Source organism: Ruegeria sp. AL7 (assembly GCF_056536105.1).
Map to the genome: position 1 here is coordinate 18,058 of NZ_JBQFJF010000001.1, position 18,104 is coordinate 36,161.

An 18,104-nucleotide genomic window follows, 5' to 3' on the forward strand; every position below is an offset into this window, starting at 1 on the left:
CGTCTGCAACAGCGACGCCGTCGGCCAACATGTGGCCAAAACAAAGCAAGGCCCAACAATACCGCCCCGCAATCACTCTTTACCGGCTTGAACTGCCGCCACTCACTCACAAAATCCCCCGCTTATCTGAGGGATAGTCAATGTATGACATTTCAATTATGACTCAGGTATGGGAAATTTCCCGACGCTTTCCCCGGTTTGGACACCGGGCGGGCGTTTGCAGGTAATAAAGGTAAATCAATGGCAGATATCGGGGCCTATCTGAAGAAACACACAGAAGCGCTGGTCAAAGATGTCGGAATAGAAGCTGCTTGTGAAATCACCGGAAAATCCAAGGCGACCCAGGCCGGTATTATTCGGACAATGCCGAACACGCGGACAGGTTCATGCCCGTGGATGCGGTGGCTCGGCTTGAAAACGCAGCAACTTATCCGCATGTGACATCCGCGCTGGCGGATCTGAAAAACATCACCTTGTCCTACAGCGAACGCAACACCGAGGATCCTCGCACAGGCGGGGTGAATTCGGATGTCATCGCGCTCAGCCAGCGGTTTGCAATGTTGATGACTGAATATCAGTCCGCTATCGAAGATGGCATCATCACGGTGAACGAAGCCAAAAGGCTGCTGAAAGAAACCAGTTTGCTTCAGCAGGTCCTGATAGAAATGAAACTGCACCTGGAAGAAGAAAGCGTCAGCTAGGCTTGGTGGCGGCCAGCTATCGGCCAAAAACCGCCTGCCCGGATCGCCGCAGATGTCGTGCGCTTTGTGGCATGATCATCAACCGGACTCTGCGCCTCAATTCAGTCACGTCTTTCAGATAAGCTGTGGCGCAGGCAAGATCGTCAAGGGCAGTAAACCATGCAGAAAATGCAGGGAAATTACAGCATTCTCGCAGACCGTATGGTTTGGCGGTCGTTCCTGTTTGTCTATGCGCTCTTTCTGGCCACGGTGCTGTTTGGCGCTTATCAGGAAGGCCCTGATGACGCGATGCGCTGGGTCATGGTACAGGACCTGCTGGCGGGACAGGGCTGGTTTGACGCCTATCAGCATCGGCTGGGCCCCGGTGACGGCACGCTGATGCACTGGTCCCGGCTTGTCGATGCACCGATTGCCGGGATCTACGCGCTGTCCGCGATGGTCGTGCCGCCCGACACCGCCTTGCAAGTGACCGCGTTTGTGTGGCCGGTGCTTCTGGCGGGGCTGACCCTGTGGGCCTTTGCTGTCACCGGCGCAGCGTTGGGCGGGCGAAATGGCGCGATTTCGGCACTGGTGGTCGGTGCGCTGACGCTCGAACATTATCGGAAGTTCGACTATTTCTCGTTTGACCACCACAATGTTCAGATTCTGCTGTTTGCAGCGGCCCTCATGTTCTTTGTCCTGCGCAAGGCCAAACCCTCTGCTGCGGGATGGCTGGGTGTCTGTCTGGCCCTTTCGGTGTCCATCGGAACCGAATCGATCGTGCAGGTCGCGATTATCGCGGTGTTCTTCACGATTGACTGGATCGTGACCGGCACAGCCGCCCGCCGCCGCACCATAGTGTTTGGAACCGGGCTGGCGCTGACCCTGTTGTTGGCCAGCGTTGCAACAACAGGGCGTCAGGGCTTTCTGTTCCCAAGCTGCGATGCCCTGACGATCAGTGTGGCCCTGCCGGCGGGGATCGCAGCGCTGTGCCTGTGCAGCAGCCTGGGTCGGGCTGGTCCTATTGGGGCGCTTCGGCGCGTGTCTTGCGACAGGCGCTGTAACACTTGGCTGCGCTTACGCATTTGCGCCCTACTGCCTTGAAAACCCGATTGCGGACCTGCCTCAGGACATGCGTGACTTCTGGCTCAGCCAGGTCGCCGAAGCGCAGAATATCACCGTTGTGCTGGAACTGCATTTGGGCGAGGCTGCGGCCCTGATCGCCATGTCCGTCATCACAGCGGTTGCAGCGTTGTTCTTTGTCCGACAGTCACAAGACAAAATGGACTATCTTCTGTTTCTGGCGCTGATTGTGACCGGGTTTTCCATGTTTCTGTACCAGTCCCGGATGATGACGTTTCTGGGCGTGTCCCTTGTGGCTGTTCAGGCTCAGATGCTGCGCGCCCTTTACATCAGTTACAGAACCCATGGTCGCACGCTTTCCGGCTTGGCTATGGTAGGCTTTGTTGTCTGCGTCTCGCCAAAGATCGGCATCAGCGTGGAAAAACAGATGGGACGCTTTGCGCGCCCCTCCCTTGCGGCACCCGCCGCCGAGGTCGCGCAGGATTCGCAAAACGACGGCGCCGCCTGTAAGGCGCCAGAGGCTTACGCGGCCCTGAAAAACCTGCCAACCGGCATGGTTCTGGTCGATTTTGATTATGCGGCAGAGGTGCTGCGCTATACCGATCATTCGGTTCTGGCGGGGAATTATCACCGCAACCGGGCCGGAATTCAGGCGCAGATTGCGGTTTTGCGTATGGATGCGTCCCAGGCCGGTCCGCGTCTTGCTGCGCTGGGTGTAAGCTATGTGCTGCTTTGCACCGCTGCGCCCCGTACTGAATTCTGGGACTGGGCGTCTCAGGGCGCGGGCTGCAATCCCAATTGGCAAAGGTGAAACCCCCGCCTATCTCAAACGGATTGATGGTGGGGAATGGGCCGCGTTTCAGGTTTTTCAGTTGGCGGCCGATTTCTAGGCCGTCCGCGCTTTGCGGAATGCTGATCAGGCGTGACGCTTCACGATCACCGATCCAACCGAATACCCGGCCCCAAAAGAACAGATCAGCCCCAGATCACCCTCTTGCAGATCGTCAGAGTATTTCGAAAACGCAATGATCGACCCTGCGGATGAGGTGTTCGCATAATCCTGAAGGATATTGGGTTGCTCGCCCGCCTCGGGTTCGCGGCCCAGAACCTTCTTGCCGATGAAGTCGTTCATCGTCTTGTTGGCCTGATGCAGCCACAGGCGTTTGAGGTCGGTATTGCTGACCCCTTCGGCCTCCATATGGTCGCTGATATGCTTGCTGACCATCGGCAACACTTCCTTGAACACCTTCCGGCCATTCTGCATGAACTGCATGTCGCGGCGGTCAATCACACCATCGGGGCGCGACCGGCGCAGGAACCCGTTATTGTTGCGGATATTGTTGGAAAAGGCGGTGGCACAGCGGGTCGACAGGATTTCGAAATGCGGGCCTTTGGCGTCTTCGATCCGCTCGATCAACGTTGCCGTTGCCACATCGCCAAAGATAAAGTGACAATCCCGGTCGCGCCATTCCAGATGGCCCGAGCAGATTTCAGGGTTCACCACCAACGCCGCGCGCACCGAACCGGACCGCACCATATCCGCCGCCGCCTGAATGCCGAACGTGGCCGAAGAACAGGCGACATTCATGTCAAAGCCGAACCCGTCGATACCCAGTTCCTGCTGAATCTCGATTGCAATCGCCGGATAGGCGCGCTCGTGGTTCGAGGCCGCACAGATCACCAGATCGACATCCGCCGCCGTGCGCCCCGCCTGCGCCAGCGCCTTCTTGCAGGCATCCACTGCCATCTCGGTCATGATCCCGGGCTCGTCATCGTTGCGCTGGCGCAGCGTCGGGTGCATCACGTCGGGGTTCAGCACCCCGGACTTGTCCATCACGTAGCGGTTCTGAATGCCCGACGCCTTGACGATGAACTCTTCCGAGGAATGCTGCATCGCCTCCATCTGCCCGGCTGCGATGGCCTCGGCATTCTTCGCGTTCTGCTTGTCGGCATAGGCGTTGAACGCTTCAACAAGCTCGGCGTTGGTGATGACGTTTTCCGGGGTGAAGACACCGGTACCGGTGATGGCGGGGGTATACATGGCGGGTCCTGAATGTTTCGGATTCGCCCAAAATGCAGTCATGGCGTGATTTGATCAAGATATGTTGACCTAAGGGAATTCGTTCCTGGGCGCAGTTTCATATCTTGAATAGTTCAGAAATTGAAGTATATCGCCCCGTAACCCGCGCGGAGACCCCCCAATGCCCGACGATATCAGTGCCAGACTTGGCCGCCTCAGCCCCGAGATTCAGGCGATCATGGGCGTCTATGCCCTGTACTGGAAACTGGAAGAGACCTTCGACTGTATCGAAACAGACCTGAGCCACCCGGAATGCCACATGCTGATCAAGCTGGATCAGCCCAAGCGCATGGGCGTTCTGGCCGCTGATATGTTAAGCGTCCCATCAACGATCACCGCCACAGCTGACGCCCTTGAAAAAGCGGGCTATCTGACGCGTCGGCGTGACCCCGAAGACCGCCGCGCCTGGTTGCTGGTGCTGACAAAGCAGGGCGAAGAGGCCCGCAACATGCTGGTCGCCGCCGCCGGGGACCTGTTTCACCGGGCCTCGGGCCTCAACGAACAAGAAACTGCCGAATTCGCGCGACTGGCGCGCAAAATCCGCGACAACGTATTGAAAACGGGAATTCCCGAGGGATTGAAGAAATGAAACTCCTGACCTCTCTGGGCCTTGCACTGGCCATTCTGGCAACCCCGATTGCCGCTCAAGAGACCCCGAAACCGGTGAAACTCATGCAGGTGCGCGAAACCGCGCCCGGTTTCACGCGGCAGTTCTTTGGCCGCGTCGCCGCGCGCCAGACCGTTGATCTGGCCTTTCAGGTTGCGGGGCAGATTGTCGAAATGCCCATCAACGAAGGCTTCGTGATTCCCAAGGATGGCCTGATTGCCCGTCTGGATCAGGAACCGTTCGAGCTGCGCCTTGATCGGGCGCGGCTGCAAAAGGAACAGGCCGACCGCACTGTTGCCCGCCTGTCGCGCCTGCGCGGTACAACCGCCAGCCAGGTGGCCGTAGACGATGCCGAGACCGAGGCGCAGCTGGCCGCAATCGCCCTGCGCGACGCGGAATATGAACTGGAACACGCCACGCTGACCGCGCCCTTTGACGCGCTGGTCTCAAGCCGCTCGGTCGAGGCGTTTACGACCGTCTCGGCAGGCACGCCCATCGTCCGCATTCACGACATGTCCGAATTGCGCATCGTGGTCGACGTGCCCGAGATCCTGTTTCAACGCTCCGGCCAGAATGACGACTTCTTCATCACTGCGAAATTCCCGGTCAGTGACGAAGTCTTCCCGCTGGAAATCCGTGAATTCGACGCGGAAACCTCCAGCGTCGGTCAAACTTTCCGCATCCAGTTTGGCCTGACCCCGCCAAAGGGGCTGCAAATCTTTCCCGGTTCTTCCGTTACCGTCAACGTTCAGGTGCAGGACAACCGCACAGGCATCGTCGTCCCGGCGACCGCTGTTGTCGCCGACGCAAACGGCGCGCTGAACGTCATGGTGTTTTCCCCGGTCGGGGCGGATGAGGGCACCGTGCGCCGCGTCCCGGTGACCATCGAGCCCACGCAAACCGGCGATGTCCGGGTGCTGACGGGCCTGTCTGACGGGGATGAGGTCGTCGTGGCCGGGGGCGCTGTGCTGACGGATGGTCAGACGGTGCGCCGGTTTGCCGGTTTCGCGAACTGAGGGGCTGACAGATGAACATCGCCCGCGCCTCAATCGACCGGCCGCTTTACACATGGCTGGTCATCCTCATTGCCCTCATTGGGGGCATCTGGGGGTTCACATCGCTTGGCCGTCTGGAAGACCCGGCCTTTACAATCAAAAACGCGGTCATCGCCACGCAATACCCCGGTGCCACCGCCGAACAGGTGGCGCTGGAAGTATCGGAACCGCTGGAATCCGCCATACAGCAGATGGGCGAGGTGGATGTCATCACCTCGGTCAATCAACCCGGACGGTCCCTGATCGAGGTTGAGATCAAGTCGACATATGACGGCACCGAACTGCCTGCCATCTGGACCCGGCTCAGGGCCAAGGTGCGCGACGCCGCGCGCGGCCTGCCATCGGGCGTCGGCCAGCCGTTTGTGAATGACGGGTTCGGCGACGTGTTCGGCCTGTTCTATGCGGTGACCGCCCAAGGGTTCTCGGACGCCGAAAAGCACGAACTGGCAACCTTCTTGCGGCGGGAACTGCTGACTGTTGACGGCGTTGCGGATGTCGAGGTTCAGGGCCTGCCGGACGAGGCGATCTTTGTCGAACCCGATCTGGCGATTTCCGTGAACCAGAATGTCCCGCTGCAAGCAATCAACCAGGCCATCGCCAATGCGGATTCGGTCAATTCCTCAGGGTCCTTGCGCTCTGATAACGAGCGCACCACCATTCTGACGGCCGAAGGGTCGGACAGTGTGTCGGCCATTGCGGGCCTGTCTGTCGGTTCGCAAGGGCAGGTGATCAACCTCTTTGACATGTCCGATGTCTATCGTGCCCGTCAGAACGACCCCGACATCATTATCCGCTACAACGGGACCGAGGCCTTCACCTTGGGCATCGCGGGTCTGGCCACCGAAAACATTGTCGAAGTCGGCAAACGCGCTGACGCCAAATTCGCGGAGTTGAACACAAGCATTCCCTTCGGTGTCGAAATCCTGCCGATCTATCAGCAACATGTGGTGGTCGAGCAGGCCTCGAACGACTTTCTCGTGAACCTTGCCATGTCGGTGGCCATCGTGGTCGCCGTGCTGGGCATCTTCATGGGCTGGCGCGCGGCCATTGTCGTCGGCTCGACCCTGCTGCTGACCGTGGTCGGCACGCTTCTGTTCATGTCGCTCTTCTCAATCGAGATGGAACGAATCTCATTGGGTGCCCTGATCATCGCCATGGGGATGCTGGTGGACAACGCCATCGTCGTGGCCGAAGGGATGCAGATTTCCATGCTGCGCGGCCAGTCCTCGCGCGATGCGGCCGAGGATGTGGCATCGAAAACCCAAATCCCGTTGCTGGGTGCGACCGTGATTGGCATCATGGCCTTTGCGGGCATTGGCCTCAGCCCTGACGCAACCGGAGAATTCCTGTTCTCTCTGTTCGCCGTGATTGGCATTTCACTGTTGCTCAGCTGGGTTTTGGCGATCACCGTCACGCCGCTGTTGGGGCATTACTTCTTCAAACAGGGCAAAGCAGGCGAGATCGACGCTTACGGCGGCCTCCTGTTCCGCACCTATGGTGCGATCCTGCGCTTTGCGCTGCGCTTCCGATGGCTGGTTGTTGCTGGTCTCGTCGGCGTAACCGTGGTGTGCTATGCCGGGTTTGGGCTGATGAAACAGCAGTTCTTCCCCAACTCCAACACGCCTTTGTTCTTCGTGCACTACAAACTGCCGCAGGGCACACCGATTGCACGAACCGCCGAAGACATGGCGGTGTTCGAAGAGTGGTTGGCAGCACGCGACGACGTCGTCTCGGTCACGACCTTTGTCGGCCGGGGCTACCCGTTTTATGCTGACCTATTCAGCCGAAAAGCCGAATCCCAGCTATGGGCACATGGTCATCCGCACAGCAAGCCTGGACGACATCCCGGCGTTGCAAGCGGACCTTGAGGCGTTTGGGTCCGTCCAGTTCCCCGAAGGTGAGTTCGGCACCAAGCGTCTGGTCTTTGGCCCCGGCGGTGGTGATCCGATTCAGGCCCGCTTCTCGGGCAGCGATCCGGTCGTGCTGCGCCAGCTTGCGGACGAGGCGGTACAGCGCATGGCAGCCGCATCCCCGAACGCGCTGTTGGTTCATCACGACTGGCGCGAACAGGAACTGGCTCTGCAACCGATCTATGCCACCGAACGGGCGCAGACAGCCGGTGTCACACGCGAAGACATCGCCGCCACCCTGCAATTCTCGACCGACGGCATTACGGGTGGTGTGTTCCGCGAGCGCGACCGCCTGATCCCGATCATCCTGCGCCGACCTGCGGACGGAGATTACTCGATCGTCGATCAGGTCGTGTACTCGGACCAGTCGGAAAAATTTGTACCAATTGAACAAATGGTGGATGGATTCGAGTACAAAACGCTCAATACGCTGGTTCACCGTCGTGATCGGGTTCTGACTATCACCGTCGGCGCGGACATCCCGCCCGACCTGACTGCGGCACAGGTTCACGCCGAAGTGCGAGACGCCATCGAGGCCATCGAATTGCCGCCCGGGTACAAGATGGAGTGGGGCGGTGAGTTCGAAAATTCGCGCGACGCGCAGGCAAGCCTGGGCAGACAATTGCCGCTGAGCCTGCTGATCATGGTGTTGATTTCGGTCCTGTTGTTCAACGCAATCCGCCAGCCGATCATCATCTGGCTGCTGGTGCCGATGTCCGTGAACGGCGTGGTGATCGGCCTGCTGGGAACAGGACTGCCCTTCACCTTTACGGCACTTCTGGGCCTGCTCAGCCTGTCGGGTATGCTGATCAAGAACGGCATTGTTCTGGTCGAGGAAATCGATCTGGTCCGCGCCACCGGCAAGCCCCTGCGCGAGGCAATCATCGAAGCATCCGTGTCGCGTTTGCGGCCCGTCATGCTGGCGGCTGTCACGACCATTCTGGGCATGGCGCCACTGCTGACGGATGCGTTCTTCGTCTCGATGGCAGTGACGATCATGGGCGGTCTGGCATTTGCCACCGTGCTGACAATGGTTGCGGCACCGGTGTTTTACCTGCTGTTCTTCGCCCGTGACGAACGAAAGAAAACGACGGAGGCGCCTGCGTAAGGCATTGAAAATAAATAAAAGCCCCAGAGTTTCCTCTGGGGCTTTTTCATTGGGTCAGGGTCTTTACCCCTGTAGCGATTTCACCTCGACGTCGCCCTCAGCTTGTGCCTTAATCGCCAGTGCTGCGGCGTTGGCCCTGCTGCGGTGGTGAAATACGGGATCTTGTCATACAGCGCGATCGAGCGGATGGCCTTGCTGTCCTCAACCGCCTGCGCACCTTCGGTGGTGTTCATCACCAGCTGCACCTGACCGTCTTTCAGCATGTCCACAACATCCGGGCGACCTTCGTACACCTTGTTCACCACGTCACAGGCAACACCCTGTTCGTCCAGCCAGCTTTGCGTGCCGCGCGTGGCCACAAGCGTGAAACCCTGATCAACCAGAACCTGCGCCGCTTCCAGCATGGCTTTGCCCTTGTCGGCATCCTTGATCGAAATGAACGCACGGCCAGAGGACGGCAGCACCATGCCCGCGCCCATCTGCGCCTTGAGGAACGCGCGTGGGAAGTCACGGTCCCAGCCCATCACCTCGCCGGTCGAGCGCATTTCCGGGCCAAGGATGGTGTCGACGCCGGGGAAACGGGCGAATGGCATGACAGCTTCTTTCACCGAGAACCACGGCATGTCCGGATCGGCCAGCGTCATCTGGTCCGCGATCTTGGTGTCCTTGCCTTCCTGATAGGGCGGGCGCATCGGGAAATCGGCCAACTTCTCGCCCGCCATGACGCGCGCCGCAATCGACGCAATTGCACTGTCGGTGGCCTTGGCAACAAACGGCACGGTGCGCGAGGCGCGCGGGTTCACTTCGATCAGATAGATCTCATCATCCTTGATCGCGAATTGCACATTCATCAGGCCAACGACATTCAGCGCCTTGGCCAGTTTGAATGCCTGTTCCTTGATCTGCCCGATGATCTCTTTCGACAGCGAATAGGGCGGCAGCGAACAGGCGGAATCGCCCGAGTGAACGCCCGCTTCTTCGATGTGCTGCATGATGCCCGCCACGTGAACGTCGGTGCCGTCACACAGCGCATCTACGTCCAGCTCGACCGCGCCCGCCAGATAGCTGTCCAGCAGTACGGGGCTGTCGCCCGAGACCACAACGGCCTCGTTGATATAGCGTCGCAGCTGATCCATATCGCGCACGATTTCCATCGCACGACCGCCCAGAACGTAAGAGGGGCGAATGACCAGCGGGAAACCGATCTCTTCGGCAATCTCCAGCGCCTTTTCATCGGTCGAGGCAATACCGTTTCTGGGCTGTTTCAGGCCCAGTTCATTGACCAGCGCCTGGAACCGTTCACGGTCTTCGGCCAGGTCAATTGCGTCCGGTGTGGTACCCAGAATCGGAATACCCTCGGCCTCAAGCGCGTTGGCCAGCTTCAACGGTGTTTGACCACCGAACTGAACGATCACACCGTGCAGCGTGCCGTTTTCCTGTTCCTTCGTCAGGATTTCCATGACGTGTTCAAAGGTCAGCGGCTCAAAATACAGACGGTCCGAGGTGTCGTAGTCGGTCGAAACCGTCTCGGGGTTGCAATTGACCATGATGGTCTCGTACCCGGCCTCGGTCAGCGCATAACAGGCGTGGCAGCAGCAATAATCGAACTCGATCCCCTGACCGATCCGGTTCGGACCACCACCAAGAATAACGACCTTCTTGCGGTCGCTTGGGCGTGCCTCGCATTCGACATCGCCCATCATAGGGGCTTCGTAGGTCGAGTACATATAGGGGGTTTGCGCTTCGAACTCAGCAGCGCAGGTATCGATGCGTTTGAAGACCGCGGTAACGCCCAGATTGTGGCGGGCGCGGCGCACGTTATCTTCGCTGCGGCCTGACAGATTGCCCAGACGCGCATCGGTAAAGCCCAGCATCTTGAGCTTGCGGATGCCTTCTTCGGTCACTGGCAGACCGTCCTTGCGCACGGTGCGTTCTGCTTCGATGATCTCGCGAATGCGGGCCAGGAACCAGGGGTCAAACTTGGTGACGCCAAAGATTTCATCGTCGGCCAGGCCATGACGCATGGCTTGTGCGATAGTGCGCAGACGGTCGGGGGTCTGCTTGCTGATCGCCTTGATGACATGCGCCTTGTCATCGCTGCTTTCGACCTCATCCCACAGGCCGATGCTCAACCCCGGAATTTCGATCTCATCAAACCCGGTCAGGCCGGATTCCATCGATGCCAGCGCCTTCTGCATGGATTCGTGGATGGTGCGCCCGATGGACATCGCCTCACCCACTGACTTCATTGCAGTGGTCAGGTAGGGTTCAGAGCCGGGGAATTTTTCAAACGCGAATTTCGGGATCTTGGTGACGACATAGTCGATGGTAGGTTCGAACGACGCAGGCGTGACCTTGGTGATGTCATTGTCCAGCTCGTCCAGCGTGTAGCCGACGGCCAGTTTCGCGGCGATCTTGGCAATAGGGAAACCCGTCGCCTTGGAGGCCAGCGCCGATGAACGCGACACGCGCGGGTTCATTTCGATCACAACCATGCGGCCATCATCGGGGTTGATTGCCCATTGCACGTTCGAGCCACCGGTTTCCACCCCGATCTCGCGCAGGACGGCAATCGAGCCGTTGCGCATGATCTGGTATTCCTTGTCGGTCAGCGTCAGGGCAGGGGCCACGGTAATCGAGTCACCCGTGTGCACGCCCATTGGGTCGACGTTTTCGATGGAGCAGACGATAATGGCGTTGTCGGCGGTGTCGCGCACCACTTCCATCTCGTATTCTTTCCAGCCCAGCAGGCTTTCATCGACCAGGATCTGGTTGACAGGCGAGGCATCCATGCCCGAGCGGCAGAAATGGATATAATCCTCGCGGTTATAGGCCACGCCGCCGCCTGTGCCGCCCAAGGTAAAGGCCGGGCGGATGATGGCAGGCAGGCCGATTTCCTCCAGCTCGTCCAGAGCGATCTGAACACCTGCGTCCAGATCGGCAGAGCCGTCGGCCTTCTTGGGGGCGGTCACGATGGTGGCTTTGGGGTTTTCCAGCCCCAGCCGATCCATCGCCTCGCGGAACAATTTTCGGTCCTCGGCCATCTCGATGGCGTCGCGTTTGGCACCGATCATCTCGACACCGAACTTGTCCAACACCCCCATCTCTTCCAGCGCGAGCGAGGTGTTCAGACCGGTTTGCCCGCCCATTGTGGGCAGCAGGGCGTCAGGGCGTTCCTTTTCGATGATCTTGGCGACGACCTCGGGCGTGATCGGCTCGATATAGGTGGCATCGGCAAGTCCGGGGTCAGTCATGATTGTCGCCGGGTTCGAGTTGACCAGAATAACCCGGTAACCTTCTTCGCGCAGGGCCTTGCAGGCCTGAGCGCCGGAATAGTCGAACTCGCAGGCCTGACCGATAACAATGGGACCCGCCCCGATGATCATGATCGACTTGATGTCGGTTCTCTTCGGCATGGCCTGGCCCCTTCGATTTTGTACGAGTCGCGGGCGCCGCCCAAGCGCCCAAATTGTCGTGCGTTATAGGGACCACGCAGAAAGGTTCAAGGGGTATCGGAAACAGAAGCGAAATTGCCGCTTTCCCCCCTTTCCCCTGCCAGAGTATTCTCTATATCGCCCTTCACGGCAAAAGAGGATGCAGTTGCGTATTCGTTTTGATCAGGGACCAGCCGGTCGCGGAACCCGGTTTCAGCGCCCGACTCGGATTATCCGCGCGGATACGGCGGAGGACGTGCCCCAGGCTCTGGCGGCGCTGGATGAGGCGCGCGCGGGCGGGGCCTGGCTGGCTGGCTATGCCAGTTATGAACTGGGATATGTGCTTGAACCCCGGCTGATCAAACTTTTGCCGGAATCGCGTCGGCTGCCCTTGCTGTGCTTTGGGGTCTACGGCGCGCCGGATCGGGTTTCTTTACCGACGCCCGCAGGCGTGGTGCGCGCGTTTCAGCCGCGCTGGGACGAGGCGCGCTATGGCGAAGCCTTTCAGGTGGTGCATGGTGCTATCGGTGCCGGTGATATCTATCAGGCGAACCTGACCTTTCCGATTGACCTGACCGTCTCGGGCAGCAGTGAAACCCTTTATGCGGCACTGGCAGCGGGGCAGCCCGTTGGGCATGGCGCGCTGGTGCAGCAGGTCGGGTTACCGGATTTGCTCAGCCGCTCGCCAGAGTTGTTCTTCCGCACAGACGCGGATGGAAAGATCGAGACACGACCGATGAAGGGTACCCAGCCGCGCAGCGAAGACCCGGACGAGGATATGCGGCGCCGGGCGTTTCTGACCACGGACGAAAAGAACCGGGCGGAAAACCTGATGATCGTCGATCTTCTGCGCAACGATATCAGCCGTGTCGCATTGCCCGGTTCCGTTCATGTCCCTGAACTGTTCAAGGTGGAAACCTATGCGACAGTGCATCAGATGGTTTCACTTGTCCGTGCCCAGTTGCTCAAATGCGCAGGGCTCAGCGATATACTGACGGCGTTGTTTCCTGCGGCTCGATCACGGGCGCCCCAAAATTCGCGCCATGGAAATTCTGGCCGGGCTGGAACCCTGGCCGCGCGACATCTATTGTGGCACCATCGGCTGGGCCGCGCCTGATGGGCGGTCCGAGTTCAACGTGGCCATCCGTACGCTGATGCTGGAAGACGATCAGGCCACCCTGAACGTGGGCGGGGGCCTTGTCTGGGACAGCACCGCCCCGGCAGAATATGAGGAGGCGCTATGGAAAGCCCGCTTCGCCCGCCAGCTGAGCCTGATTTCCGCCTGATCGAAACACTGGCGTTTCGGCCAGGTCAGGGCTTTGTCCGAAAAGACCGTCACCTTGCGCGCATGGCCCGAACCGCTGCGGCCTTTGGCCTTCCCTTCAACCCGGATTTAGCGACCGCCGCGCTGGATGGCGCGTTGGGCGACACCTTGCGGTGCCGCCTTACACTGGACGCATCGGGTGCATTCGAATTGACCACCGGGGTTCTGGCCAGCAACCCTCCGGTCTGGCGCATCGCCCTGTCTGATCAGCGACTGGCTTCCAATGATCTTTGGCTGCGTCACAAGACAAGCCGCCGCGCCCTTTATGACAATACTCGCGCCGCGCTGACGGATGGCATAGACGAGGTGTTATTCCTGAATGAGCTTGATGAGCTGTGTGAGGGCACCATCAGCAACCTTTCGTCGAAAAACAGGACGGTCGTATTCTGACACCTGCGCTGTCCAGCGGTCTGTTGCCTGGCATATTGCGCGAAGAATTACTGGATAAAGGAACGGTGTCTGAGGCCGTGCTGACCTTGAGCGATCTAAAAAACGCACAAACTGCCTACATGGGCAATTCATTGCGCGGGCTGATCCGGGTGGAGCTGATAGACACGTGACCAAAGACAGCACGATGGTCGGACCGCCAGATGCATTGCCGCGGTTAAGGGTTGAGTTCGGCTTGTTCTATGTTGTCCTGCCGCTGATCATCGCGGTTTTGTTTCCACCGAACTGGATGTTTCCGGCTCTGTTTGCCCTGACCGGGCTGGGGATCACGCTGCTGCATTGGACACCGGGCTTTCAATGGGCCGAGTTGCGCTATGATTGGGCCAACTGGTCGCTTCGCGAAGTTGTGCTGTTTACCGCTTTCATGTCCGTGTTTTGCGTTGGGCTGATTCAGGTGACACGCCCCGACGCCGCGTTTTTTCTGCTAGTACACCGCCCTGAGATGCTGGCGCTTATCTGGATCGGTTATCCTGTTTTGTCTGCACTGCCTCAGGAACTGTTGTTCCGCCCACTGTTCTTCCGGCGTTATCACTCGATCCTGCCAGAGGGGCGTGCGGCTTATGTGCTGAATGCTGCCATCTTCTCGTTCGCGCATCTGATGTATTGGAGCTGGACTGTCGCCCTCATGACATTTGCGGGCGGGCTGCTGTTTACATGGGCCTACAGGCAGCGCGGTTCGTTCTTCTACGCGGTGCTGCTGCACGCGATTGCGGGCAATATCATCTTTGCGGTCGGGCTGGGTGTCTATTTCTACTCAGGCAACGTGCAAAGGCCGTTTTGACAGGGCGACCCGCCTTGACTTTCCGGGCCTGACAGGGTGTATCGGCGCGACGAATTCTGCGCCCGAAGGGATATGATCCATGCACGCCTATCGCAGCCACACCTGCGCCGCACTGACCGCCGCTAATGTCGGTGAAACCGTTCGCCTGTCCGGTTGGGTGCATCGGGTCCGAGATCATGGGGGCGTCCTGTTCATCGACCTGCGCGACCATTTCGGCGTAACCCAGATCCTGTGTGACGGCGACAGCGCCGCTTTTGCTGCGCTTGAAAAGGTGCGTTCCGAATGGTGCATCCGCATCGACGGAACCGTCAAGGCGCGTGCCGCCGAACTGGTGAACCCGAAACTGCCCACCGGTGAGATCGAGGTTTACGTGCGCGAACTGGAAGTTCTGGGGGCCGCCGAGGAACTGCCGCTAATGGTGTTCGGCGATCAGGAATACCCCGAGGAAACCCGCCTGCGCTATCGTTACCTCGACCTGCGACGCGAGGCGATGCAGCGCAACATGACCTTGCGCTCGGACGTGGTGGCCTCCATGCGCAAGCGTATGTGGGATCAGGGGTTCCGCGAGTACCAGACGCCGATCATCACCGCGTCCTCACCCGAAGGCGCGCGTGACTTCCTTGTGCCGTCGCGCCTGCATCCGGGTAAGTTCTACGCGTTGCCGCAAGCCCCGCAGCAGTTCAAGCAGCTGATTATGGTGTCGGGTTTCGACAAGTATTTCCAGATTGCGCCCTGCTTCCGCGACGAAGACCCGCGCGCCGACCGCTCACCCACCGATTTCTACCAGCTTGACCTCGAGATGTCCTTTGTCGAGCAGCAGGACGTGTTCGACACGATCCAGCCCGTTCTGACCGGTGTGTTCGAAGAGTTCGGTGGCGGTCGCAAGGTCGATCAGGACTGGCCGCAGATTTCCTACAAGGATTCGGCTCTGTGGTACGGCACGGACAAGCCCGACCTGCGGAACCCAATTAAGATGCAGGTGGTTTCCGACCACTTCCGCGGGTCTGGTTTTGCGATTTTTGCAAAGCTGCTCGAACAGGAAGGCACCGAAATTCGCGCTATCCCCGCGCCAACCGGTGGCAGCCGCAAGTTCTGTGACCGCATGAACGCCTTTGCCCAGAAAGAGGGTCTGCCCGGTATGGGCTACATCTTCTGGCGCGATCAGGGCGAAGGGATGGAAGCCGCAGGCCCGCTGGCCAAGAACATCGGCCCCGAGCGGACCGAGGCTATCCGTCAGCAATTGGGTCTGGGTGTCGGCGATGCGGCGTTTTTCCTGGGCGGCAAGCCGAAAGCCTTTGAAAAGGTTGCAGGCAAGGCGCGCGATGTGATCGGCGACGAGCTTGGGCTGACCGAGAAAGACCGCTTTGCCTTTGCCTGGATTGTTGATTTCCCGATCTACGAGCAAGACGAAGAAACCGGCGCGATCGACTTTGAGCACAACCCGTTCTCGATGCCGCAGGGCGGCATGGAAGCGCTACAGGGCAACCCACTGGATGTGCGCGGGTATCAGTATGACCTGGCGTGCAATGGATATGAGCTGGTGTCGGGTGCGATCCGGAACCACAAGCCGGAGATCATGCTGAAGGCCTTTGAACTGGCAGGCTATGGCGAGGATGAAGTGAAATCCCGCTTTGGCGCTCTGTTCAACGCCTTCCACTACGGTGCGCCGCCGCACGGTGGCTGCGCTGCTGGGATCGACCGGATCGTGATGCTGTTGGCGGATGAGGCCAATATCCGCGAGGTCATGATGTTCCCGATGAACCAGCGGGCCGAAGATCTGATGATGGACGCACCTTCAGACCCGACCTCGGATCAGCTGATGGAACTGGGCTTGCGCCTCATCCCGCAGGACTGAACGAGAGCCGCCCGCATCAAGCGGGCGGTTTCATTTTGAAGCCGATTAGCATTCGCGGGTCAGTCCAGCGGGTTGTTCAAATCCCCACGGTTGACACGAATTGAGCGTGCAGTCTGCCGTGTTTGGCGATAGGCCCAGATGCACAGAAGCGTTGCAGTGATGAAATAAGCTGCAATCACGTCAAATCGCCTTTCTGTTCCAGACGGTTCTGCACCATGCCGGCGACCTGCGCTGCCTGCGCTGTGATCGGTGCGCCGTTCGCCCGTGACAGCGCCAGCTTTCGGGCGGCTTCTGCCAACGGTCTGTCATCGGCTTCCCGTGCGACCCCTTGCAGGAACTGGGCAGCGTAATCCCATGCGCGATGATCGTTGGGCCCGGTAAGGACATCGGCGATATGCGCCATGTCGTCCTGATAAGCCATCGGGTCGGGTCGGATGACTTCGTCGCGAACCGAGTGGAGCCCGCTTGGGCGTCGATCCTCGGGCAGGCGCTCCAGAATGGACTTCTGAAAATACGACAATGATTTTATCGGCTTGGACAGAAATCCATCCGCTCCGGCTGCGTACGCCAGACCTTCGGTAGTGTCATCGCCCGACAGGCCCATGATCACGCTGATCCGTGGTGAAGCTTCGGCCAGTTCGGCGATCAGGTCAGCTCCGGACCCGTCGGGCAGGCCCATATCGACCAGAATGACCGAGGGGCGATAGATCTGCAGGTGTCGCCGTGCCGATTTCAGGCAGTCAGCGCGTCGGATACGTGCACCGCTATGCAGGCACATCAGGCGGATCGCATCGCAGGCATATCGGCTGTCTTCAACAACCAGAATTGTCTGTCCCAGCAAGGGCCGCGTTGCGGTGGGCGTGGCGGCGGTGGTGGCAATGAGGCCCGAATCGTCCATGGCAGCTCTCCTATCCAGCAGATGCTTCACGCTAGGAACTTCTGGCTAACACGACGTTAACGCGCGATTTGGCGCACTTGTTCTTTCGCAGAGCAGCCCCCATAACCCACGCAACGCAGGACATCAGGAGTGAGACATGATTGGACGTCTGAACCACGTTGCCATCGCCGTACCCGACCTTGAGGCGGCATCCGAGCAGTACCGCAAAGCGCTGGGCGCCAAGGTCGGTGCGCCGCAGGACGAGCCGGATCATGGCGTCACGGTTGTGTTCATCGAACTGCCCAACACCAAGATCGAACTTTTGTACCCGCTGGGCGACGACAGCCCGATCAACGGGTTTCTGGAAAAGAATCCGGCAGGCGGCATTCACCACGTATGCTATGAGGTCGAAGACATCATCGCCGCCCGTGATCATTTGAAAGCGACCGGCGCCCGTGTTCTGGGGTCGGGGGAGCCCAAGATCGGCGCGCATGGCAAGCCGGTGCTGTTCCTGCATCCCAAGGACTTCAACGGCTGCCTTGTCGAGCTGGAACAGGTATGATCCGCAAAACCCGGAGGGGCTGAAGTGACCATTACTGCTGCATTGGTGCTGTTCGCCGTCATCTGGTTCATGACGTTGCTAGTGGTTTTGCCCATTCGCATCAAAACTCAGGGTGACCTGAACGATATCGTTCCGGGCACCCATGCGGGTGCGCCGGAAGTCCATCACCTGAAAGCCAAGATGTGGATCACCACCGCCATTGCTGTGGTTTTGTGGGCTATCATTGGCGGCATCATCATTTCCGGTGTGATTTCGGTGCGGGACTTCGACTGGCTGAACCAACTGGAGCCGCGCTAATCTG

Annotated in this window: 12 protein-coding genes and 4 pseudogenes; 13 read left to right on the forward strand and 3 right to left on the reverse strand. The window is 59.4% G+C overall.

From position 1 onward, the window contains the following. The first annotated feature begins 240 nt into the window (after nt 1-240). The 3 genes and pseudogenes from ACR3E2_RS00125 to ACR3E2_RS00135 all read left to right on the forward strand — a co-directional run bounded on the left by ACR3E2_RS00125 (nt 241) and on the right by ACR3E2_RS00135 (nt 2,574). Nucleotides 241-701: pseudogene (locus tag ACR3E2_RS00125) on the forward strand (hypothetical protein). Nucleotides 702-860: 159 nt separating this feature from the next. Further along, entirely contained in the window at nt 861-1,784 is a 924-nt protein-coding gene (locus tag ACR3E2_RS00130) for a hypothetical protein (RefSeq protein WP_480492600.1), read from the forward strand. Between the two features lie 28 nt (nt 1,785-1,812). Next, nucleotides 1,813-2,574: a hypothetical protein gene (locus tag ACR3E2_RS00135; protein ID WP_480492601.1), complete on the forward strand. Its 762-nt coding sequence runs from the start codon at nt 1,813-1,815 to the stop codon at nt 2,572-2,574. Between the two features lie 105 nt (nt 2,575-2,679). On the opposite strand, the gene ACR3E2_RS00140 is transcribed toward ACR3E2_RS00135, so the two are convergent. Then, nucleotides 2,680-3,804, reverse strand: coding sequence for a beta-ketoacyl-ACP synthase III (locus ACR3E2_RS00140; protein ID WP_480482230.1), 1,125 nt, complete (start codon nt 3,802-3,804; stop codon nt 2,680-2,682). Nucleotides 3,805-3,964: 160 nt separating this feature from the next. Between ACR3E2_RS00140 and ACR3E2_RS00145 the strand changes: the two genes are divergently transcribed. From ACR3E2_RS00145 to ACR3E2_RS00155, 3 genes and pseudogenes are all read left to right on the forward strand, one after another. After that, entirely contained in the window at nt 3,965-4,432 is a 468-nt protein-coding gene (locus tag ACR3E2_RS00145; protein ID WP_480482228.1) for a MarR family winged helix-turn-helix transcriptional regulator, read from the forward strand. Continuing rightward, entirely contained in the window at nt 4,429-5,466 is a 1,038-nt protein-coding gene (locus ACR3E2_RS00150; RefSeq protein WP_480482226.1) for an efflux RND transporter periplasmic adaptor subunit, read from the forward strand. The genes ACR3E2_RS00145 and ACR3E2_RS00150 overlap by 4 nt, the downstream gene beginning before the upstream one ends. A gap of 11 nt (nt 5,467-5,477) precedes the next feature. Further along, nucleotides 5,478-8,523: pseudogene (locus ACR3E2_RS00155) on the forward strand (efflux RND transporter permease subunit). 63 nt (nt 8,524-8,586) lie between these two features. Here the strand turns inward: ACR3E2_RS00155 and carB are convergent. Further along, nucleotides 8,587-11,939, reverse strand: a pseudogene (carB, locus tag ACR3E2_RS00160) (carbamoyl-phosphate synthase large subunit). 178 nt (nt 11,940-12,117) lie between these two features. Between carB and ACR3E2_RS00165 the strand changes: the two are divergent. From ACR3E2_RS00165 to aspS, 5 genes and pseudogenes are all read left to right on the forward strand, one after another. Beyond that, nucleotides 12,118-13,243: pseudogene (locus ACR3E2_RS00165) on the forward strand (aminodeoxychorismate synthase component I). Then, complete coding sequence (locus ACR3E2_RS00170; protein ID WP_480492604.1) at nt 13,198-13,671, forward strand: aminotransferase class IV; 474 nt, start codon at nt 13,198-13,200, stop codon at nt 13,669-13,671. The pseudogene ACR3E2_RS00165 and the gene ACR3E2_RS00170 overlap by 46 nt, the downstream one beginning before the upstream one ends. 35 nt (nt 13,672-13,706) lie before the next feature. Next, nucleotides 13,707-13,841: a hypothetical protein gene (locus ACR3E2_RS00175; protein WP_480492606.1), complete on the forward strand. Its 135-nt coding sequence runs from the start codon at nt 13,707-13,709 to the stop codon at nt 13,839-13,841. Beyond that, a complete protein-coding gene (locus ACR3E2_RS00180; protein WP_480482216.1) occupies nt 13,838-14,509 on the forward strand; it encodes a CPBP family intramembrane glutamic endopeptidase in 672 nt (223 codons plus the stop codon). Before ACR3E2_RS00175 ends, ACR3E2_RS00180 begins: the two co-directional genes overlap by 4 nt. Before the next feature lie 79 nt (nt 14,510-14,588). Continuing rightward, entirely contained in the window at nt 14,589-16,364 is a 1,776-nt protein-coding gene (gene aspS, locus ACR3E2_RS00185) for an aspartate--tRNA ligase (RefSeq protein ID WP_267364254.1), read from the forward strand. A 175-nt stretch (nt 16,365-16,539) separates the two neighbouring features. On the opposite strand, the gene ACR3E2_RS00190 is transcribed toward aspS, so the two are convergent. After that, complete coding sequence (locus ACR3E2_RS00190) at nt 16,540-17,262, reverse strand: response regulator (RefSeq protein ID WP_480492607.1); 723 nt, start codon at nt 17,260-17,262, stop codon at nt 16,540-16,542. A gap of 136 nt (nt 17,263-17,398) precedes the next feature. Between ACR3E2_RS00190 and mce the strand changes: the two genes are divergently transcribed. After that, on the forward strand, nt 17,399-17,803 hold the full coding sequence (gene mce, locus ACR3E2_RS00195; protein WP_480482212.1) for a methylmalonyl-CoA epimerase: 405 nt from the start codon (nt 17,399-17,401) through the stop codon (nt 17,801-17,803). 24 nt (nt 17,804-17,827) lie between these two features. Further along, nucleotides 17,828-18,100 (forward strand): DUF1467 family protein, encoded by a 273-nt coding sequence (locus ACR3E2_RS00200; protein WP_480482210.1) that lies wholly within the window; start codon nt 17,828-17,830, stop codon nt 18,098-18,100. Nucleotides 18,101-18,104: the final 4 nt, after the last annotated feature.